The sequence below is a fragment of the Collimonas antrihumi genome (genome assembly GCF_018304965.1).
Taxonomy (GTDB): domain Bacteria; phylum Pseudomonadota; class Gammaproteobacteria; order Burkholderiales; family Burkholderiaceae_D; genus Collimonas; species Collimonas antrihumi.
The window spans coordinates 26,223-47,476 of the sequence record NZ_JAGQED010000007.1 but is presented as its reverse complement, the minus strand read 5'-3'; the positions used below and the strand labels follow the sequence as shown (position 1 = coordinate 47,476).

The following is a 21,254-nucleotide window of genomic DNA, read 5'->3' as shown; positions in this document are numbered from 1 at the left end:
CCTGACAAATTCTTAACGCGCTGCCTGGGTCTCAGGCATGGCGCTCACCAATTCCCGATAGTGCTTCACCGTCTCGTCGAACTTGCCGTTGATGCGTCCCAGCTCGGCTTGATGGTCCACCATGTTTTTCTGGTTGTAGGCCATGTCGCGATTGGCTTCATCTATCTTGTTGCGCAGCGAAGCCGGCAAAGTTTTCCTGTGCTTGTAAAACTCGGCCTCCGTGTAGGCGGCTTTTAATTGATACTTCGCATCGTCGATGCCGACCTGGTCGCGCTTGATCAAATCCTGCGACAGCGACAGATAATAACGGCGCGAAGACTCGATATCGGCTTCGCTACGATAACGAGACAGCAACGCGCGATCTTGCTGACGCTGCTGTTCTTCCGCTGCCGTCTCGGCCCGGCGCTTTTCTTCCAACGCTTGCTGCTGATGCTTTTGCTCGGCGGTCAGCGGTGCCGGGATTTCCCGTTTTATCACTCCCGCCTTGCTCAACTCCACGATTTTGCGATCAGCACATTCCGGCATCGGATGGTCGGCGGTGACCGTATGCCCGGCAGCATCCTTGCAGGTATAAATCTGGCCGTACGCGAACAGCGGCAGCAAGCCTGCCGCGCTGAAAAACAAACCCCGTTTCAGAGTAAGAGCAATATGATTCATTCGGTCATCCACGTGTCGACACTTTGCTTGTTGCCATCCAGCATTCTGGCGATCTGGCTATCATTTGGCTATGCCGCGTGTCGGAGCCATCAGGCTCCTGGTGCAATCACGCTACGCCATAGCGCTCCCGGTAAGCCGCCACTGCGGCTTGATAACGGTTCAGTTCGGCATCTGCGCCAGCGCCGGAAATATATTCCAGCAAGTCGTTCAGATTACCGATCGAAATCACCGGCATGCCGTACGCTTGCGTCACTTCTTCCACTGCCGAATTAGCCGACAGTGCATCATCCTTGCCGGACCGCTCCATCCGGTCCAGCGCAATCACCACCGCACAAGGCGTGGCGCCGGCGGCGCGTATCATCTCGACCGACTCGCGCACCGAGGTTCCGGCTGAAATCACGTCGTCAATGATCAGTACCCGCCCCTTCAACGGGCCGCCGACGATGTTGCCGCCCTCGCCGTGATCCTTGGCTTCCTTGCGGTTGTAGGCAAATTGCACATTGCGCCCTTGCGCCGCCAACGCCACCGCCGTCGCCGATGCCAGCGTGATGCCTTTGTAGGCTGGCCCGAACAACATGTCAAATTGCAAACCCGAGTCGATCAAGGTGCGTGCATAAAATTGCGCCAGCTGGCCCAGCGCGGCACCCTCGTTAAACATGCCCGCATTGAAAAAATACGGCGAGGTACGCCCGGCCTTGGTTACGAATTCGCCGAATTTCAGCACTCCGGCCTTCACCGCAAATTCAATAAATTGTTGACGTAAATTGTTCAAAATGCACTCCAGACGGTTGAGGCTGACAAATTTTGTCGCTTTTTGCTGTGCAATAGCGACACCAGACCGCCATTTTAAATGGAGTTCATCCCTTCCACAGCAGTAACTGCAAACACCATGCCTGGCCGCGACCGGATTGTTAACGGCCACCTTGACGGCCACCGTCGATGCCCGTCGCACACGACTACCGCCCTTCGGTTATCCTTAGCGCTTGACTGGGCATCCCCTTATACCTTTTTTATCGATCAAACATGCCAAGAATCATTTCCGCCAATCTCAACGGTATCCGCTCAGCTGCCAGAAAAGGCTTCTTTGAATGGATGGCCAAACAATCTGCCGATTTCGTCTGCGTCCAGGAGCTGAAGGCGCAAGCCACCGACATGACGCCGGAATTCCTGGCGCCGGAGGGTTACGTCGGACACTTCCATTACGCTGAGAAAAAGGGCTATTCCGGCGTCGGTCTTTACAGCAAGCGCAAGCCGAACGCGGTAAGGATCGGTTTCGGCAATCCTGAATTCGACGCCGAAGGGCGTTATGTCGAATGCGATTTTGGCGATCTGACCGTGATTTCGCTGTACTGCCCGTCCGGATCTTCCAGCGAAGAACGGCAAATTGCCAAATTCCGCTTCATGGAAGCATTCCTGCCGCACCTGCAACAACTCAAGGAAAGCGGCCGCGAAGTTGTCATTTGCGGTGACTGGAATATCGCGCATCAGGAACGCGACCTGAAAAACTGGAAGGGCAACAAGAAGAATTCAGGCTTCCTGCCGGAAGAACGCGCCTGGCTCACCCATCTGTTTGAACAAGTCGGCCTGGTCGACGCCTTCCGCGTGGTCGACCAGCGCGATGAGCAATACACCTGGTGGAGCAATCGTGGCCAGGCCTGGGCCAAGAACGTCGGTTGGCGCATCGATTATCACATCACGACCCCTGGCATCGCGGCCAATGCGCATTCTGTGGCAATTTACAAGGACGAGCGCTTCTCGGACCACGCACCGCTGACGATCGACTACAGCTGAGCCTAAGGGCAAGTACTACAGCGACACCGGCTGGCCGTCGACAAAGACGATCAGCTCGCCCTCGTTAAACCTGGTCCACACCTCATTGGTGGTCAGCGGTTCGGTGACAATTACCGCCACCCGGTCCTGCGGTGTCGTCACCTGCGAGAAATCGACGCTGACATCTTCATCCGACAGATGGGCCTCGGCAAACGGAAACTGGCGCACGATGTAATACAGATTGGTAGAGCAATGCGTGTACAGGGCCGAGCCATCCGACAACATCATGTTGAAGGTACCGTGGGCGGCAATCTGCTGTGTCAGTTCGCGCAAGGCAAGCGTCAGCTCGGCCCGCGGCGGTGGCGTGTCGCCGAAGCGCTGCCGTAGCTGCTGCAACAAATAGCAAAACGCCAGTTCGCTGTCGGTATTGCCTACCGGCCGGTACGGCCCGTTCAGGAGCGGTGCAAATTCCTTGAGATCGCCGTTGTGGGCGAACACCCAGTAGCGGCCCCATAATTCGCGCACAAACGGATGGCAATTCTGCAACGCCACCTGCCCTTGCGTGGCTTTGCGGATATGCGCGATGACGTTTTTCGATTTGATCGGGCAGCGCCGGATCAGCTCCGCCACCGGCGATGCAATCGCCGCCTGGTAATCGACAAAATGCCGCACCCCGCTACCTTCGAAGAAGGCGATACCCCAACCGTCGCTATGATGACCGGTCTGGCCGCCGCGCGTGGCAAAACCGGTAAAACTGAACACAATGTCGGTCGGCACATTGCAGTTCATTCCAAGTAACTGACACATATTCCTGAACCAAGTGAAATAGATAAAAACTGCATGCAAATTGCAGCTTAAATTGCAACTTGATAACGGTATCACGCAGCAGCGCTAATCAAAAGTTAAATATAACGGTTAAGCCGCCGCATATCACCTCGGCGCTATACCTTGTATAGCGCCGCTCAAATGGCCCGGAGCCGCTTTGCCAGCAATATGTGAGAACAAATGCGTGCCGGCATCAGATTCGGCGCCTTATAAAGAGGAAGAGACAATGTCGCTGGCCCCCCATACGTCCTGTGAGGACGCACCTCCCGTTATTAGCAAACTGGAATGTCATAAACATCACAAGCCGCCCATGCGCTGGTGGCTCTTGCTGCTGCCATTGGCGCTGCTGCTGGCAAGCGTGAGCGCTATCACCAGCGCCGCCGACCTGCCCAAGATCATCTACGTGCGGCCGGTGCCGAACAACGACGATGTACTGCTGCAACAAGGCACTAGCGGCGTCAATAACGCTGCCAAAATATACCGGATGCAAGCCAGCACCCTGGAAAGCGTGGCGACCCGCGCCGGCCGCCAGCAGCAACTGGACAATGCGGTCAAGCAAGGCGCCAAGATTGTGGTGCTGATAGGTATTGAATTCAAGGAAATCCTGGAGAACACAGCGCGCCAGGCGCCGCAAACCCGCTTTTTGATTCTGGAACACTGCATCCCCAACGCCGCTCCCAACATCACTTGCATCACTTTCCGCGAAAACGAAGCCAGTTATCTGGCCGGCATGCAGGCTGCACTAGCTTCGAGCGCCGGCAAGATCGGCATGATCGGCGCCGTTAACACCCCTTTGCGCCTGAAAAACAGCGAGGCTTTCGTGGCCGGCGCACGCGCGGCCAAACCCGGTATCTCGATCCATGAAGCGATGTGGGTGGAAGGTGCCCAACCTTACAACGATCCGTCGCGTGCAGAGATGCTGACCAAAACCATGCTCGGCGATGGCGTCGACGTCATCTGGGCCGCAGCCGCCGGCAGCAATTCCGGCGTATTCAAGGCATTGACGCCGCTGTCGCGCGCCAAGGCGATCGGCAGCGGTGTCAACCAATGCATACAAGCTGCGGGACGCGTGCTCGACAATGTTGAAGTGCATGCCGATACGGCAATCGTGATGGCAGTAGGTTTGTTGGTCAACAGTTCAACTGCGGGCTCGACCGAGCCACGTTTTGATTTCGGCTTGAAAGAAGGAGCCGTGTCCTTGACCGCACTGGGTCTGGATGCGGCTTATTCGGAGTGCGAGATCCTGCGCCAGCGGCCGGTAGTGTTAAAACTGCGCGAAGCTAACAAGGCCATTGTCAGCGGCGCGCTCAAATTGGATTAAATACCGCGATTCTGATAGCGTTGTGGTTTTATTCAGGGTGGAGCGGCATGGATCAACTGGCAGCGATGCGCGCATTCCGGCGCGTAGTCGAGACCGGCAGCTTCACCGCTGCCGCCGCAGAACTCAACCAGTCGCACACCATCGTCTCGCGCCAGGTGCGCCAGCTGGAACTGGAACTGGGTGCGCAACTGCTGAATCGCACCACACGCCGCTTTGCGCTGACCGAAGCGGGCCAGGAATATTACGAACGCAGCCGTCAGATAATCGATCAGATAGATGACGCCGCCCAGGCCGTGTCGGCGCATCAGGCGCGCCCTTCCGGCATGTTGCGGATTAACGCGCCGATGGCGTTCGGCACGCTGGAGCTGGCGCAATGGCTGCCGCAATTCATCCTGGCCAATCCGCAACTCAGTGTGGACCTGGTCTGCAACGACCGCCTGGTCGATGTGATCGAGGAAGGCTTCGACGTCGCACTACGCCTGACCCGCGCTCTGCCCGACTCGACCCTGGTTGCCAAACGACTGGCGCGCTGCGAGATACTGTTGGCGGCATCACCGGCATATCTGCAACGGCACGACGCACCGCAGCAGCCGAGCGATCTGACGCAGCACAATTGCCTGACTTATACGCTGGCGCAAAAATCCAATGAATTCCAGTTCTACGCCGCCGATGGCAGCGAGCACACGGTGAACGTGCGCGGCAATCTGCAAGCCAACACCGGCATCGCTTTACGCTCGGCGGCATTGGCTGGCCTGGGCATCGCCGCTACCAGCTCTTTCATCGTGCATGAGGATTTGCGGCGCGGCGATCTGCTGCAAATCTTGCCCGGTTACACGATGAAACCGCGTGATCTATATGCGATTTATCCGCAAAACCGGCACCTGTCGCCGAAAGTCAGGGCGTTTGTCGACTTTGCGACTGCCTGGTACAGCACGCCGCGCTGGGATTGACGACTCGCACTCGCTTTATAAGTGCAGGTGGAAATGGCCGCCGCCGAACAAACCAATCAAACCGATCGCGATCAGATAGAAAGCGACGATATAGTTCAAGAGTTTGGGCATGACCAGGATCAAAACGCCGGCAAGCAGGGAAACCACCGGTACAAGCGAAAGATGAAGATTCATAGGCAAATTTTTTTATGGTGGAGAATGGCACACGCGGCCTGCTTCACGCTGGCAGTTGCTGCCGCGCTCAGGTCGAGGATTTTACAAGATCGCAGCCATCATACGATGATTTATCAGCCGCAATTTAGAGGGTTACAGAATGTCACTTGTGCCGGACGAATTCACCGTTCGCATTGAACCAAAGGGATCGACGTTTGTTACGTCCGGCGCCGTCCCTTTGCTTGAGGCTGCGCGGCACGCAGCCGTCAATTTGCCGAATTCGTGCAGAAACGGCACATGCCGCACCTGCATGTGCCGTCTGCTGAGTGGGCAAATACGCTATCAGATTGAGTGGCCAGGCCTGAGCAGCGATGAAAAGAAGGACGGCTACATACTGCCCTGCATCGCCTATCCGCAATCCGACCTGGTGATCGAAGAACCTCGGGCCAGCCTAATCCCCGCCGCAGATTAACGCGTGGCTTGCAGGCGCGCCGCCACCGCCCGATGCGTTTGCGTCAGTCCGCCGTAACCATAAGCTGCGCCACGCACATCGTGGACATGGACATAACTTTCATGATGCAAATCACCCAGCAATGCGCCGATTTCCTTGTACACGGCATCGATATAAGCCGCCTTTTCGTCAGCGGTATTGGTCTCATCGGTGATCCGGATATCGAGGAAGAAACTGGTTTTTTTCTGCTCCGACAGGGACGGGCCGCCGACAAACCAGTGCGCCGGATCGACATGCGAAATCGCAATCGACGTCAGTTCCGGTTTCTTGTGCAGGATCGCCGCGGTCAGGCGCGACAAAGTGCTGGCGACCTTGGCGGAAACGGTAGTGTCGGGTGTGGTGGACAGCAGTACGGTAAGGATAGGCATGATGCGAACTCCATGTTAAGTTGATTAATCAGGAACACAAACCTCAATTCACCAGTTCGAGAATCGCGCTGGTAGTACGGATTTCTGCGACTGCATCGGATAATCCAGTCAATACCGCCCGATGCAGATCTTTGTGATTGATCACGCTGCCATCCCAGGTTTCAATATCGCGGGTGGCGCTGGCATCGCTGGCGACGACGACTTTATAGCCGTTGGCGGCACCGTCGAAGGCCGAAGCCGCGACGCAATTGTTGGTCATCAAACCGCTGATGATCAGTGTCTTGATGTCTTTGGCCAGCAATTGCTGTTGCAAATCGGTGCCGGCAAAAGAGCTCGCGAAAAGCTTGCGGATGGTCGAATGGTGCGGAGCGCGCTGCACTTCCGGATGGATTTCAGCCATCACGGTGTCTTGCGTGAACAGCGGCCGCGCAGCCGGACTCCATTGCTGAATATGAAACACCGGCATGCCTTGCCGATCGGCCAGCGAAATCAGGCGATTGGCGTTACGCAGCACTAGCATGCCATCGGGAATCGGCAATTGGCCGTCAAAATATTCGTTTTGGATATCAATCACCAACAAGGCAGTCGACTTTGGATCGAGACTGGTGCTGGCGGTAGCGCCGACGATGGTGCGAATGGTTGGATTGCCGTTCAGTTTGCTAGCCGAGGTGGTCATGTGAGGCTCCTTGTTGTGATCTGGTGGAGTACACAGGTTAAGCCCGCAGCCAAGTGGAGAACAGCAGGCTGGCGGCACATTATTTGTGCTGGATTAGCACAAATAACGGTTTAGGCGATTAGTCCGCCAATGGCAACGGGCTGGATGGCTTGATCTCTTCCAGGCACACCATCGACCGCACACCGGCCACTCCCGGCACCTGCATCAAACGATCGGTCAGGAACGCCGATAGCGACTTCAGGTCGCTAGCCGCCACCTTCAGCAAATAATCGAAATCCCCGGAAATCGTATAGCACTCCAGGATTTCCGGAAACAGGCGGATCGCTTTTTCCAGCTTGCGCACCTGTTTGAACTGCTCACGCGCAATGTTCAGGTTAACGAAGGCAACCACGCCAAGCCCAATGGCAGCCGGTTCCACTTGCGCCGCATAGCCGCGGATGATGCCGTCTTTCTCCAGCCGCTGCACCCGCCGATAGCACTGCGGCGGCGACAAATTGACTTGCTCGGACAGCTCCACATTCGAAGCACGCCCGTTAGCTTGCAAGGTCCGCAGCAAAATACGGTCGTAACGATCCAATTTTTCCATCGCATTCCCCTTCTATGCACGATTCGTGCAGATTACATCTAATTGATGATCAATTATGCACAAATATTTCCAGTGCTTGTGATTATCATGTAGCCAGATGCAGCAACATCGCATTAAACCTTGCGTTAAACCTATAACTACAGAAATTTGCAGCCACCTCTAAGCGTCTCAGCCAGCTTCCGGCAACGGACAAAATGCCATCGGCACATCGATCGTAGCCTCGGCCAGGTTCTTAGAAGTGGCCTCACCTGGAGCAAACCATGAAGAACCATGCAATAACTCTCGAAGACCGCTATTGCGCGCACAACTATTCACCACTGCCAGTAGTGCTCAGCAGCGGCAAAGGAATCTGGTTGTGGGATCAGGACGGCAAACGTTACATGGATATGATGTCGGCCTATTCCGCGGTCAGTTTCGGCCATGGCCACCCTGCTCTTGTGGCGGCACTGAGCAAGCAGGCCGGCCAGTTGGCAGTCGTTTCCAGGGCGTTTTATAGCGACCAGCTGGGACCTTTCCTGCAACTGCTCTGCGAAATGACCGGTATGCCGAAGGCGCTGCCGATGAACAGCGGCGCGGAAGCGGTGGAAACGGCCATCAAGGCGGCCCGCAAATGGGGCCACAAAGTAAAAGGCATTGCCGACCAGACCGCCGAAATCATCGTTTGCCGCGGTAATTTCGCCGGCCGCACCACCACCATCGTCGGCTTCTCGTCGGAAGCGCAGTATCGCGACGGCTTCGGACCGTTTTCCGGCGGCTTCGTCAGTGTACCGTTTGGCGACGCCGCCGCACTGGAAGCGGCCATTACCCCGCGCACCACAGCTTTCCTGGTGGAACCGATCCAGGGCGAAGCCGGCATCATCGTGCCGCCCGAAGGCTATCTGGCAAAGTGCCGCGAAATCTGCGACCGCCATAACGTGTTGCTGATTTGCGACGAAGTGCAAACCGGCCTCGGCCGCACCGGCCGCTTGCTGGCCAGCGATCACGACGGCATCAAGCCGGACGGTTTGATTCTGGGCAAAGCACTCGGCGGCGGCTTGCTGCCGGTATCGGCGTTTTTGGCCCGGGAAGATCTGATGGCGGTATTTACGCCTGGCGATCACGGCAGCACCTTCGGCGGCAACCCGTTGTCGGCCGCAGTCGGCCACGCTGCATTGCGCCTGTTGCGTGACGAAAAGCTGGCAGATAACGCGCAACGCATGGGTGAGCGCTTACTGACGGGTTTGCGCGCAATACAACACCCGGCAATCCGTCAGATTCGCGGCAAAGGCTTGCTGATCGGCATGGACCTCGATCCGAGCTTTATTTCTGCACGCGAATTTTGCGAGCGCCTGATGCTGCAAGGAATTTTGTCGAAAGATACACATGACACGGTAGTGCGCTTTGCGCCGCCTCTGATCATTACTGCCAATGATATCGACGCCGCACTGGAAGCTATCAGGCATACATTTTCATCGTTATCTTCACCACCCGCCCACCTGACCGAAAGGAGCTACGCATGACCAACCACCTGCTGGACCATACCGCGGAGGACACATTCCTGATGTGCGCTCCAGACCATTTTGAAGTTTCTTACGTCATTAATCCGTGGATGGCAGGCAATATTGCGCATGGCAACCGTAACGTCGCCATGCAACAGTGGCTGGCGCTGGTGGAGGCGATCGGACAAGTAGCAAACATCAAGATGATGCCGGCCATGCCGGGCGTCCCTGATCTGGTGTTTACTGCCAATGCCGGCGTGGTGTTGGGTAACAAGGTGGTGCTCTCGCGTTTCCGCCATGTCGAAAGGCAGGCCGAGGAAGTCTATTTCGACGCCGCGTTTACCGCCCATGGTTTCGAGGTGCTGACCTTGCCGCCGGAATTGCCTTTCGAAGGCGCCGGCGATGCCTTGATGGATCGCAGCGAAAACCTGCTGTGGTTCGGCCACGGCCATCGTTCGGATATCGCCTGCGCCACGCGCCTGTCGGAATTGCTGGACATCGAAGTGCAGCCGCTGAAACTGGTCGATGCGCGCTTCTATCATCTGGATACCTGCTTCTGCCCTCTGGCCGGCGGCTACGTGATGTATTTCCCGGAAGCGTTCGATGCGGCTTCGCAGGCCGAGATCACGGCCCGTGTTCCGGCTGACAAACGGATCATCGTCAGCAGCGAAGATGCCCTGCATTTTGCTTGCAATACCGTCAACTCCGGTCGTCATATCTTCCTGAACCAGGCATCCGATGCCCTGGTCGCGCAGTTGCAGACGCACGGATTTGTTGTACATCAGACAGCACTGACCGAATTCCTCAAGGCTGGCGGCGCAGCAAAATGCCTGACCCTGAAGCTGAATGAACCACATCAGGGCGCTACGCGGGTAGCCCGCCAGGAAGCTGCGTAATCAGCTTAGGGGCATACGCAAGCCATTGATTTAACGTATAATTTCTGGCATTGCCTTTGCAAACAACCCGGCGCTATCGGCGACCGGGTTTTTTGCGTTCTTACTGACCAGAGTACGCTAATGACGCCTTCCGCATCCGCACCAACCTCGACCGCCGCTTCGACTACTGCTTTGACAACCGAAGCCCGCCTGCGCCAGCTGCTGGCGCAACGCATCCTGATCCTGGATGGCGCGATGGGCACCATGATCCAGCAATACAAGCTGACGGAAGAAGATTATCGCGGCGGACCCAACGGTCGTTTCATCGACTTCACCGGCCCCGGCCGGGAGTTGTTCGTCAAAGGTAATAACGAGCTGCTGTCGCTGACCCAGCCGCATATCATCAGTGCCATCCACGAAGAATATCTGGCGGCCGGCGCCGATCTGATCGAAAGCAATACCTTCGGCGCCACCACTGTGGCCCAGGACGATTACCATATGGCGCATCTGGCCTATGAAATGAACGTCGCCTCGGCGCGGCTGGCGCGTGCCGCCTGCGACAAATATTCAACACCGGACAAGCCACGCTTCGTCGCCGGCGCACTCGGACCGACACCTAAAACGGCGTCGATCTCACCGGATGTGAATGATCCGGCGGCACGCAATGTCACCTTCGACCAGCTGGTCGCGTCGTATCTGGAACAGACCCGCGGCCTGGTAGAAGGCGGCGCCGACGTGCTGCTGGTCGAAACCATTTTCGATACCTTGAATTGCAAGGCGGCGCTGTTCGCCATCGATACCTTCTTTGAAGAGTCCAAGGGTAACGGAAAAGCGCGCCTGCCGATCATGATTTCCGGCACCGTGACCGACGCCTCGGGACGTATCCTGTCGGGACAAACCGTACCGGCATTCTGGAACTCGATCCGCCACGCCAAACCGCTGACGGTTGGCCTCAACTGCGCATTGGGTGCGGCATTGATGCGGCCCTACGCCGAAGAATTGTCGAAAATCGCCGATACCTTCGTCTGTATTTATCCTAACGCCGGGCTGCCCAATCCAATGAGCGACACCGGTTTCGATGAAACCCCGGACGTCACATCGTCGCTGCTCAAGGATTTCGCCGAGAGTGGTTTCGTCAACATCGCCGGCGGTTGCTGCGGCACCACGCCGCCGCATATCAAGGCGATTGCCGACACCGTCGCCAACATTGCGCCACGCACCGTTCCCGAGACCACGCACGAGATGCGGCTGTCGGGGTTGGAGCCGTTCACCATCGATGACGACTCGCTGTTCGTCAACGTCGGCGAGCGTACCAACGTCACCGGCTCCAAGGCTTTCGCGCGGCTGATCCTCAACGAGCAATACGACGAAGCGTTGGCGGTAGCGCGCCAGCAGGTTGAAAACGGCGCGCAAGTCATCGATATCAACATGGATGAAGCGATGCTGGATTCGGTGGCGGCGATGCAGCGCTTCCTCAACCTGATCGCTTCCGAACCCGATATCGCGCGGGTGCCGATCATGATCGACTCGTCCAAATGGTCGGTGATCGAAGCGGGCTTGAAGTGCGTGCAAGGCAAAGCCGTCGTCAACTCGATTTCGATGAAAGAAGGCGAACCGGAATTCCTGCGCCAGGCCAAATTATGCCGCCGCTACGGCGCGGCCGTGATCGTCATGGCCTTCGATGAAAAAGGCCAGGCCGATACCTACGAACGCAAGATCGAAATTTGCGAGCGCGCCTACCGGTTGCTGGTCGATCAGATCGGCTTCCCGCCGGAAGACATCATTTTCGATCCGAACATTTTCGCGATTGCGACTGGTATCGAAGAGCACAACAATTACGCAGTCGATTTCATCAATGCCACCCGCTGGATTCGCGAGAACCTGCCTTACGCCAAGATCAGCGGCGGCGTCTCCAACGTCAGTTTCAGCTTCCGCGGCAATGATCCGGCGCGTGAGGCAATCCATACCGTGTTCCTGTATCACGCGATCAAAGCCGGCATGACAATGGGCATCGTCAACGCCGGCATGATGGGCGTGTACGACAATCTGTCTGCCGAACTGCGCGAGCGAGTCGAGGACGTGGTGCTGAACCGCCGCGAAGATGCCACCGAACGCATGATCGAAATCGCCTCGACCTTGAAGGCTGGCGACAAGAAAGAAGAAGCAACGCTGGAATGGCGTAGCGGCACCGTGCAGCAACGGCTGGCACACGCGCTGGTGCAAGGTATCACGCAATGGATAGTGGAAGATACTGAGGAAGCCCGCCAGGAATTGCTAGGCAACGGCGGCCGTCCGATCCATGTGATCGAAGGCCCGCTGATGGATGGCATGAACATCGTCGGCGACCTGTTCGGCCAGGGCAAGATGTTCTTGCCGCAGGTGGTCAAATCGGCGCGCGTGATGAAGCAGGCGGTGGCCCACCTGATTCCCTACATCGAAGAAGAAAAGCGCCTGCACGAAGAGCTGACCGGCATTGCCGCCAAACCCAAGGGCAAGATCGTGATCGCCACGGTCAAGGGCGACGTGCATGACATCGGCAAGAACATCGTATCGGTGGTCTTGCAGTGCAATAATTTCGAAGTGGTCAACATGGGCGTGATGGTGCCGTGCTCGGAAATCCTGGCGATGGCGAAAGCGGAGAATGCCGACATCATCGGCCTGAGCGGCTTGATTACACCGTCGCTGGAAGAAATGGCGCACGTCGCCAAGGAAATGCAGCGCGATCCGTATTTCCGCAGCGTCAAGATGCCTTTGCTGATTGGTGGCGCCACTACCAGCCGCGCCCACACCGCAGTCAAAATTGCGCCGAATTACGAAGGCCCGGTGGTCTACGTACCAGACGCTTCACGCTCGGTATCGGTAGCGCAGTCATTGCTGACGCCGGAACAACGCGATCAGTACATCAACGACATCGCACTCGATTACGAACGGATTCGCGAACAGCACGCTAAAAAGAAAACGGTACCGCTGTTGACGTTGGCGGCCGCCCGCGAGAATCGCACGCGGCTGCAGTTTGCGCCGGTCAAACCCAAATTCATCGGTCGCCGCGTGTTCAAGAACGTCGACCTGGGCACACTGGCGCGCTACATCGACTGGGGTCCGTTCTTCCAGACCTGGGATCTGGCCGGTCCGTATCCCGCCATTCTCAAAGATGAAGTGGTGGGTGAAGCCGCCAGCAAGGTATTCGAAGAAGGCCAGGCGCTGCTGAAGAAACTGATCGACGGCCGCTGGCTGACTGCCAATGGCGTCATCGCGCTGATGCCGGCCAATACGGTGAATGATGACGACATCGAAATCTACACCGATGAAACCCGTAGCAAAGTCGCGTTTACCTACTACGGCATGCGTCAGCAAACCGTGAAGCCGGTGATCGACGGCGTTGCGCGTCCCAATCAATGCCTGTCCGATTTCATTGCACCGAAATCTTCCGGGATTGCCGACTATATCGGCTTGTTCGCCGTCACCAGTGGCCTCGGCATCGAGAAATACGAAAAGCGCTTCGAAGATGCGCATGACGATTATTCGTCGATCATGCTGAAGTCGCTGGCGGATCGCTTGGCGGAAGCCTTCGCTGAATACCTGCACGAGCGGGTGCGTAAGGACTTGTGGGGCTATGTACCGGACGAAAATCTGTCCAACGAAGCCTTGATCAAGGAAAGCTACAGCGGCATCCGCCCTGCCCCAGGTTATCCGGCCTGTCCGGAACACACGGTCAAGGCTGACATGTTCAAGCTCTTGCAGTGCGATGAAATCGGCATGCTGCTCACCGATTCATTCGCCATGTTCCCGGGCGCTGCGGTATCCGGCTTTTATTTTGCCCATCCTGAATCGAAGTACTTCGTGGTCGGCAAGGTTGGCGACGACCAGGTCAGCGATATGGCGGCCCGGCGTGGTGTCAGCAAGGACGATGTCGAGCGCTGGCTGGCGCCGAATTTGTAAATTGAACCTGATAAAAAAGGGAGCGTTTCAAAAACGCTCCCTTTTTTTCAGCCATTATTTCAGCCAATAAGCAATCCGGTCGTCAGTCGCCACCCAAGTGGATGAACTTGAACAGGAAGATCGCAGCAATAACCCAGACCATCACCGGCACTTGCTTCGCGCGGCCGGTGAACAGTTTCAACGCTGCGTACGAGATGAAGCCGAAGGCAATCCCGTTGGCAATCGAATAGGTGAACGGGATCATCAGCACGGTGATCACTGCCGGCACGCTTTCGGTGCTGTCTTCCCAGTTCAGATGCACCAGCTCGCGCAGCATCAGGCCGGCAACATAGAACAATGCCGGCGCAGTAGCGTAGGCAGGCACGGCGCCGGCCAGCGGCGAGATGAACAGGCAAGCCAGAAACAGGATGCCAACCGCCAGCGAAGTCAAGCCGGTACGGCCGCCAGCCTGGACCCCGGCGGCGCTTTCGACATAGGCCGTGGTGCTGGATGTGCCCAGCAGGGTGCCGGCGACAATTGCCGTGCTGTCCGCCAGCAAAGCCTTGTTAAGACGCGCCATCTTGCCATTGACCAGCAAGCCGGCACGGTTCGCCACGCCCATCATGGTGCCGGTCGCATCGAACATTTCGACCAGGAAAAACACCAGCACGATGTTCATGATACCCATGGACAAGGCGCCCATGATGTCGAGCTTGAACAGGGTCGGCTCGATCGATGGCGGCATCGCCACCACGCCGGTGAAGGTATTGCCACCGACCAGAAAGCTGAGCACGGTAACGGTCAGGATGCCGATCAGGATCGCACCTTTGACCTTGAGGTGATCCAGCACCACGATCAGCAGGAAGCCGATAATCGACAGGATCACCGGGATTTGGTGGAGATCGCCGATTTGCACGAAAGTAGCCGGATTGGCGACCACCAGGCCCGAACTCTTGAGCGCGATGAAACCGAGGAACAGGCCGATACCTGAAGTAATGGCAATCCGTATCGTAGGCGGAATGCCGTTGACGATCATGCCGCGGATGCCGACCAGGCTGACGATGATAAACAGGCAACCGGAAATGAAGACGGCGCCCAGCGCCACTTCCCACGAAACCCCCATGCCCTTCACCACCGCGTAGGCAAAATAGGCGTTGAGGCCCATGCCGGGTGCCAGGGCAATCGGATAATTGGCGTACATGGCCATGATCAGGGTACCGATGGCGGCTGCCAAGCAGGTAGCAACGAAGACGGCGCCCTTCGGCATGCCGGCATCGCCCAGGATGGCCGGGTTGACGAAGATGATGTAAGCCATCGTCAGGAAAGTGGTGAGTCCGGCGATCAGTTCGGTGCGGACGTCCGTGCCGTTTTCTTTAAGCTTGAAAAAATTCTCGAGCAGCTGCATTGTGGGTGTCTCCTTGATTATTGTTGTTTTTGGTTTTCTGGCTGCCGCGCTGCGCCACTTGGTGCGGAGTTCCGGCAAAGTACTGTGCTGCGGGATGGGGTCACAATTATGCTCCGTGGGAAATATCAATTATTCAGGCGTGATGATACCCGCTCCCGCCACCGCATTGATAGCCCCGCATTTACCGTCGCCGAAGATTTTCTGCGTCCGAAATGCATTAGAAATACATCAAAAATTATCAAATACATCACCAATCGATGATTGATCAATAATATCGCTCTGGCAATACCTATATTTGCTAAATGGAATTACTTATGCGTTCCCTATTCCATTTTAAAGATACCTGACATTAGCCGTATCGCTATATGGAGCCTCGGCGCAAATGCTAATCTGGGGCCATAATTAATAGACCGTTGCAAAGTCAGTCTGGCCATATGTAACGAGCGGTAGCGCCCACAGGCAATACCGGCGATACGGCCCCGAAGACTCAGTTTTTGCAACAGTCGCCACTCGATTGGAGATCGTCTTGTCTACGCCCGCACCTCATTCCACGGCCGAGAATGTCATCCGTTTCTACTACCGTGGTGAAATCCACACTGTAGATCAGGCCGCGCCTACCCGCACCATCTTGCAACATTTGCGGGAAGACCTGCACTGCACCGGCAGCAAGGAAGGCTGCGCCGAAGGTGATTGCGGCGCCTGCACCGTCGTCATCGGCGAACAGACTGCCGATGGCGTCACGCTCAAATCGGTCAATTCCTGTATCCAGTTTCTGCCGACGCTGGATGGCAAAGCCTTGTATACAGTGGAAGACCTGAAACAAGACAACGGCGCCTTGCATCCAGTCCAGCAAGCCATGGTCGAATGCCACGGCTCGCAATGCGGTTTCTGCACACCGGGCTTTGTGATGTCGCTGTGGGACCTGTATCTGAAAAACGATGGCAGCCAGGCTCCTGCGTGCAAGTCGGCTGGAACTACGGCAAGCGCTGGCGCTTGCCAGCCGTTACAACGCAAAGATATCGACATCGCGCTATCCGGCAACCTGTGCCGCTGCACCGGCTACCGCCCGATCATCGACGCCGCGCACCGGATGGGCGAATTGCCGGCAGTCGGCTTCGACCGTGAAGCCTTGCAACACGCGCTGCAACCGTTGCAACGTGACGATATATTCGTCTACAAGCACGATGGCCAGACTTTCTACGCACCACGCACGCTGGCGCAACTGGTAGAAGTACGCGCCGCCAAACCGAACGCACGCATCCTGGCCGGCTCGACCGATGTCGGCCTGTGGGTCACCAAGCAGATGCGCGATCTGGGCGACATCATCTACCTCGGCCAGGTGACCGAACTGAACGCGATGGTCACACGCGACGGACAACTTGAAATAGGCGCCGGCGTAACGCTGAACGACGCCTACGCCGAGATCTGCAAGATCTATCCTGAATTATCGGAAATGTGGCAACGCTTTGCCTCGCTGCCGATCCGCAATGCCGGCACCTTGGGCGGCAACGTCGCCAACGGCTCGCCTATCGGCGACTCGCCGCCATGGCTGATTGCACTCGGTGCGCAAGTCGTACTGCGCGGTCCGGCCGGGCAGCGTGTGATGCCGCTGGAAGCGTTGTATCTGGACTACATGAAAAAAGACATGCAAGCCGATGAATTTGTCGAAGGCGTACGCATTCCATTGCCGCATGCGGGACAACGCTTCCGTACTTACAAACTGGCCAAGCGTTTCGACCAGGACATTTCAGCCGTCTGTGCGGCGTTTTCTGTCACCCTCGACGGCGACAAGATCAGTGATATCCGCATCGCCTTCGGCGGCATGGCGGCAACGCCGAAGCGCGCTGCACTGACTGAAGCTGCATTGCGCGGCCAGGTCTGGAGTGAAAGCGTGATGGAAGCCGCGGTAGCGCTGATGACCGACGATTACAAACCGCTATCGGACATGCGCGCTTCCGCCGAATATCGGATGAAGACGTCGCAGAATCTGCTACGCCGGTTCTGGCTGGAAACCCGTGTCGATGCGCCGTTGCGCACCGATCAGGTGAATCCTTTTGTGTGTGCTTGAGTAGACAGTAAGTTCACAGCCAGCGAAGACAAAGAGTAGAGACCATGAACAAGCAAACTGAAGTTTTTATGAAAACCGCGCCGCAAGACAGCAGCATTGCCTGGGCGGAAGTCGGTCAATCGCATCCGCACGAATCGGCGATCTTGCACGTGTTGGGCGAAGCCACCTACACCGACGACATTCCGGAAGCGCAAGGCACGCTGCACGCCGCGCTCGGCATGTCGCAAAAAGCCCACGCCCGGATTCGCTCGATCAACCTCGACGCCGTGCGCAGCGCACCTGGTGTGGTGGCAGTATTCACTGAAGCCGACATCCCCGGCGCCAACGATTGCGGCCCCATCCTTCACGACGATCCGATTCTAGCCAAGGGCCTGGTCGAATACGTGGGACAGCCGATCTTCGCGGTAGTCGCTGACACGCACGACAATGCGCGCCGTGCCGTGCGCAAAGTCGTCATCGATTATGAAGAATTGCCAGCCATCCTGACGCCACAAGCAGCGCATGCGGCCAAATCCTATGTATTGCCGCCGATGCACCTGGCGCGCGGCGATGCGCAGAAAGCTTTCGAGAGCGCGCCGCATCGTGCCAGCGGCCAGTTGTATGTCGGCGGCCAGGAACAGTTTTACCTGGAAGGCCAGATTTCCTACGCCATCCCGAAAGAACAGAACGGCATGCTGGTGCTGTGTTCGACCCAGCATCCAACCGAAATGCAGCACGTAGTGGCGCATGCGCTGGACGTGCATTCGCATAACATCGTGGTGGAATGCCGCCGCATGGGCGGCGGCTTCGGCGGCAAGGAATCGCAATCGGCCTTGTGGGCGGCGGTGGCGGCGATTGCCGCGGCCAAACTGAAACGCCCGGTCAAGCTGCGCGCCGACCGCGACGACGACATGATGGTCACCGGCAAGCGCCATTGTTTCTATTACGATTACGAAGTCGGTTACGACGATGCCGGCCGGATCGTCGCCGCAAAAGTCGACATGGTGAGCCGCGCCGGTTTCTCGGCCGACTTGTCGGCGCCGGTAGCAACCCGTGCAGTCTGCCATTTCGACAATACCTACTACCTGTCCGATGTCGACATCAAGGCAAGTTGCGGCAAGACCAATACCCAATCGAACACAGCCTTCCGTGGTTTCGGCGGACCGCAGGGTGCGATTGCAATCGAATACATCGTCGACGAAATCGCCCGCAACCTGGGCCGCGATGCGCTGGATATCCGCAAGCTGAATTTCTACGGCCGCAACGATGAGGAGGGCCGCAACGTCACGCAATACGGTCAGAAGATCGTCGATAACGTGATTCATGAGCTGGTGGCTGAATTGGAAGCCAGCAGCGAATACCGGCAACGCCGCGCTGCCGTCGAAGCGTTCAACGCCACCAGTCCGGTACTGAAAAAGGGCCTGGCGCTGACACCGGTCAAATTCGGCATCGCCTTCAACGTCACCCACTTCAACCAGGCGGGCGCGCTGGTGCACGTCTACACCGACGGCTCGGTACTGGTGAATCACGGCGGCACCGAAATGGGCCAGGGCATCAACACCAAGGTGGCGCAGGTAGTGGCGCATGAGCTCGGGATTCCGTTGGAACTGGTACGCGTCAGCGCGACCGATACCAGCAAGGTCGCCAACACTTCGGCTACCGCAGCATCCACCGGGGCCGACCTGAACGGCAAGGCAGCACAGGACGCCGCGCACACCATTCGCCAACGTTTGGCAGAATTCTTCGCCAAATTGCACGGCGGCGACGCCAAGGCGGTGACTTTCGCTGCCGGCGCGATCCATCTCGGCGAGCACAGCATGGCGTTTGGCGAGCTGGCGCAAAAGGCGTATCTGTCGCGGGTTCAATTATGGTCTGACGGTTTTTACGCCACCCCGGGTTTGCATTGGGATCCGAAAACCATGACCGGCCGGCCTTTCTCCTACTTTGCCTACGGTGCCTCGGTATCGGAAGTGGTAGTCGATACGTTCACCGGCGAATGGAAATTGCTGCGCGCCGACGCTTTGTACGATGCCGGCCAGTCGCTCAATCCGGCTATAGATATCGGCCAGGTTGAAGGTGCGTTCATTCAAGGCATGGGTTGGCTCACCACGGAAGAACTGTGGTGGAACAAGGACGGCAAGCTGATGACCCACGCGCCGTCGACTTACAAGATCCCTGGTATTTCAGATTGCCCTCAGGATTTCCGCGTCAACCTGTTCAAGAATCGCAACGTCGAAGACAGCATCCACCGCTCCAAAGCTGTTGGCGAACCGCCTTTGCTGCTGCCGTTCTCGGTATTTTTCGCGATCCGCGATGCGATCGCCAGTGTCGGCGGTAAGCGCTTCAATCCGCCGCTGAATGCACCGGCGACCAGCGAAGCGATTCTCAAGGCGGTCGATGCTGTGCGCGCCATGGCGCGTGCGGCCTGATTCAGCGCTTTTACCCATCATCGGGAGACTCATCATGAGCAACTGGCTGGATGCGCTAACCACGCTGATCACGCAACCTTCGCAATCCACCACGGCGATCCTGGTCACCGTGGCGCAGGTCGAAGGTTCCGGTCCGCGTGAGCCGGGCGCCAAAATGGTGGTGACCGCAGTCGGCCAGTTCGACACCATCGGTGGCGGCCATCTCGAATTGCAAGCAATCCGGATCGCCCGCGAAATGCTGGATGAGGGCTTGTCGCTTACCCGTGAACGTCGCCTGCAACGGTTTTCACTTGGGCCATCGCTGGGCCAGTGTTGCGGCGGCGTCGTGCATCTGGCGTTTGAACGCGTAACGCCCGCCGCAGCCGATTATTTCAGTTTCCTGCAACGTCGCTTGCGCGAAGCCGAAGACAGCTGGCGCCTGGTCGCCTTGGATGATGCCACACCGCCGGCGCTATGCGATGGCGAAGGCGAACGCCTGCATGGACCGGGGCGGCTGCCGACCCTGCCGTCTTTATCGACGCCGTCAGTCAACGCCCTCGGCGCCTGCCTGGTCTTGCGCGACGATAATGGCAAGCGCTGGCTGCTCGATGCCTGCCTGGCGACACGGCCGCAATTATTTCTGTTTGGCGCCGGCCACGTCGGCGCGGCAATCGTCAAGGCGCTCGGCGATTTGCCATGCCGGGTGGTCTGGATCGACGAGCGGGAAGAAATGTTTCCGGATGAGTTGCCGGCCAACGTCTGCGTGGAAGCTACCGATACGCCGGAAGCCTTGGTGGATAGCGCTCCGGCCGGCTCCAGCTTCCTGGTCATGACCCACAATCACGCGCTCGACCAACGCTTGTCGGCACAGATTCTGCAGCGCGATGGCGTTGCCTGGTTCGGCCTGATCGGCTCGAAGAGCAAGCGCATGCAGTTCGAGCATCGTTTGCATGAGCGCGGTATTCCTCTTGAGCGTCTGGCCGACATGGTCTGCCCTATCGGCATTCCCGGCATTGTCGGCAAGGAGCCGGCAGTCATCGCTGCCTCGGTCACCGCGCAATTGCTGCAGGTCTGGGAGCAGATTGCCAAACAAGAATTGACAGCAGCGCCGCAATTGGGGCCGCAGCTTGTCAGCGAAATTTAATTATTTATATGCAAATCTAATAACTCTCCGACGTCTCGGCGACCCCGTCATTCCCGCGAACACGGGAATCCATATTAGTCACTCTGTGATGCAGTAATTTGGATCCCCGCGTTCGCGAGGATGACGATGGTTTAGAGATATTTCCAATATTGGCATTTGTTT

General features: G+C 57.4%; 18 protein-coding genes. 10 read left to right on the top strand and 8 right to left on the bottom strand.

The window, feature by feature from the left end:
• Positions 1 to 12: 12 nt before the first annotated feature.
• Together KHU29_RS08685 and pyrE are read right to left on the bottom strand one after the other, a co-directional pair.
• Positions 13 to 657 (bottom strand): DUF4124 domain-containing protein, encoded by a 645-nt coding sequence (locus KHU29_RS08685; RefSeq protein WP_211452412.1) that lies wholly within the window; start codon positions 655 to 657, stop codon positions 13 to 15.
• A gap of 106 nt (positions 658 to 763) precedes the next feature.
• Positions 764 to 1,429: an orotate phosphoribosyltransferase gene (pyrE, locus tag KHU29_RS08680; protein ID WP_061945005.1), complete on the bottom strand. Its 666-nt coding sequence runs from the start codon at positions 1,427 to 1,429 to the stop codon at positions 764 to 766.
• Between the two features lie 251 nt (positions 1,430 to 1,680).
• Between pyrE and KHU29_RS08675 the strand changes: the two genes are divergently transcribed.
• Positions 1,681 to 2,448, top strand: coding sequence for an exodeoxyribonuclease III (locus tag KHU29_RS08675; protein WP_211452411.1), 768 nt, complete (start codon positions 1,681 to 1,683; stop codon positions 2,446 to 2,448).
• A gap of 15 nt (positions 2,449 to 2,463) precedes the next feature.
• Here the strand turns inward: KHU29_RS08675 and KHU29_RS08670 are convergent, their stop codons facing one another.
• A complete protein-coding gene (locus tag KHU29_RS08670) occupies positions 2,464 to 3,234 on the bottom strand; it encodes a class II glutamine amidotransferase (RefSeq protein WP_211452410.1) in 771 nt (256 codons plus the stop codon).
• A 328-nt stretch (positions 3,235 to 3,562) separates the two neighbouring features.
• Between KHU29_RS08670 and KHU29_RS08665 the strand changes: the two genes are divergently transcribed.
• Positions 3,563 to 4,573: a BMP family ABC transporter substrate-binding protein gene (locus tag KHU29_RS08665; RefSeq protein WP_211452409.1), complete on the top strand. Its 1,011-nt coding sequence runs from the start codon at positions 3,563 to 3,565 to the stop codon at positions 4,571 to 4,573.
• Positions 4,574 to 4,620: 47 nt separating this feature from the next.
• Entirely contained in the window at positions 4,621 to 5,523 is a 903-nt protein-coding gene (locus KHU29_RS08660) for a LysR family transcriptional regulator (RefSeq protein WP_211452408.1), read from the top strand.
• A gap of 15 nt (positions 5,524 to 5,538) precedes the next feature.
• Here KHU29_RS08660 and KHU29_RS08655 read toward each other — a convergent pair whose 3' ends face one another.
• Positions 5,539 to 5,697 carry a DUF3096 domain-containing protein gene (locus KHU29_RS08655; protein ID WP_092395435.1) on the bottom strand — a complete coding sequence of 53 codons (159 nt, stop codon included), beginning with the start codon at positions 5,695 to 5,697 and terminating at the stop codon, positions 5,539 to 5,541.
• A gap of 139 nt (positions 5,698 to 5,836) precedes the next feature.
• Between KHU29_RS08655 and KHU29_RS08650 the strand changes: the two genes are divergently transcribed.
• On the top strand, positions 5,837 to 6,148 hold the full coding sequence (locus KHU29_RS08650; RefSeq protein WP_211452407.1) for a 2Fe-2S iron-sulfur cluster-binding protein: 312 nt from the start codon (positions 5,837 to 5,839) through the stop codon (positions 6,146 to 6,148).
• Here the strand turns inward: KHU29_RS08650 and KHU29_RS08645 are convergent.
• The 3 genes from KHU29_RS08645 to KHU29_RS08635 all read right to left on the bottom strand — a co-directional run bounded on the left by KHU29_RS08645 (position 6,145) and on the right by KHU29_RS08635 (position 7,817).
• Entirely contained in the window at positions 6,145 to 6,555 is a 411-nt protein-coding gene (locus KHU29_RS08645; protein ID WP_211452406.1) for a tautomerase family protein, read from the bottom strand. The genes KHU29_RS08650 and KHU29_RS08645 overlap by 4 nt on opposite strands.
• Before the next feature lie 43 nt (positions 6,556 to 6,598).
• Positions 6,599 to 7,231, bottom strand: a complete 633-nt coding sequence (locus tag KHU29_RS08640) for a cysteine hydrolase family protein (protein WP_211452405.1) — start codon at positions 7,229 to 7,231, stop codon at positions 6,599 to 6,601.
• A 118-nt stretch (positions 7,232 to 7,349) separates the two neighbouring features.
• A complete protein-coding gene (locus KHU29_RS08635; RefSeq protein WP_014008110.1) occupies positions 7,350 to 7,817 on the bottom strand; it encodes an Lrp/AsnC family transcriptional regulator in 468 nt (155 codons plus the stop codon).
• Positions 7,818 to 8,077: 260 nt separating this feature from the next.
• Between KHU29_RS08635 and rocD the strand changes: the two genes are divergently transcribed.
• From rocD to metH, 3 genes are all read left to right on the top strand, one after another.
• Complete coding sequence (gene rocD / locus KHU29_RS08630) at positions 8,078 to 9,316, top strand: ornithine--oxo-acid transaminase (protein WP_211452404.1); 1,239 nt, start codon at positions 8,078 to 8,080, stop codon at positions 9,314 to 9,316.
• Positions 9,313 to 10,191 (top strand): dimethylarginine dimethylaminohydrolase family protein, encoded by an 879-nt coding sequence (locus KHU29_RS08625; protein WP_211452403.1) that lies wholly within the window; start codon positions 9,313 to 9,315, stop codon positions 10,189 to 10,191. The genes rocD and KHU29_RS08625 overlap by 4 nt, the downstream gene beginning before the upstream one ends.
• Positions 10,192 to 10,311: 120 nt before the next feature.
• Positions 10,312 to 14,109: a methionine synthase gene (metH, locus tag KHU29_RS08620; protein ID WP_211452402.1), complete on the top strand. Its 3,798-nt coding sequence runs from the start codon at positions 10,312 to 10,314 to the stop codon at positions 14,107 to 14,109.
• A gap of 82 nt (positions 14,110 to 14,191) precedes the next feature.
• Here the strand turns inward: metH and KHU29_RS08615 are convergent, their stop codons facing one another.
• Complete coding sequence (locus KHU29_RS08615) at positions 14,192 to 15,493, bottom strand: NCS2 family permease (protein WP_211452401.1); 1,302 nt, start codon at positions 15,491 to 15,493, stop codon at positions 14,192 to 14,194.
• Between the two features lie 526 nt (positions 15,494 to 16,019).
• On the opposite strand from KHU29_RS08615, the gene xdhA reads away from it, so the two are divergent.
• Genes xdhA through xdhC form a run of 3 tightly spaced genes read left to right on the top strand, consistent with a single transcriptional unit; the run spans position 16,020 to position 21,092 of the window.
• Positions 16,020 to 17,561, top strand: a complete 1,542-nt coding sequence (gene xdhA, locus KHU29_RS08610) for a xanthine dehydrogenase small subunit (RefSeq protein ID WP_246541712.1) — start codon at positions 16,020 to 16,022, stop codon at positions 17,559 to 17,561.
• A 44-nt stretch (positions 17,562 to 17,605) separates the two neighbouring features.
• Positions 17,606 to 19,969 (top strand): xanthine dehydrogenase molybdopterin binding subunit, encoded by a 2,364-nt coding sequence (gene xdhB, locus KHU29_RS08605; RefSeq protein ID WP_211452399.1) that lies wholly within the window; start codon positions 17,606 to 17,608, stop codon positions 19,967 to 19,969.
• Between the two features lie 34 nt (positions 19,970 to 20,003).
• Positions 20,004 to 21,092 carry a xanthine dehydrogenase accessory protein XdhC gene (gene xdhC, locus KHU29_RS08600; protein WP_211452398.1) on the top strand — a complete coding sequence of 363 codons (1,089 nt, stop codon included), beginning with the start codon at positions 20,004 to 20,006 and terminating at the stop codon, positions 21,090 to 21,092.
• Positions 21,093 to 21,254: the final 162 nt, after the last annotated feature.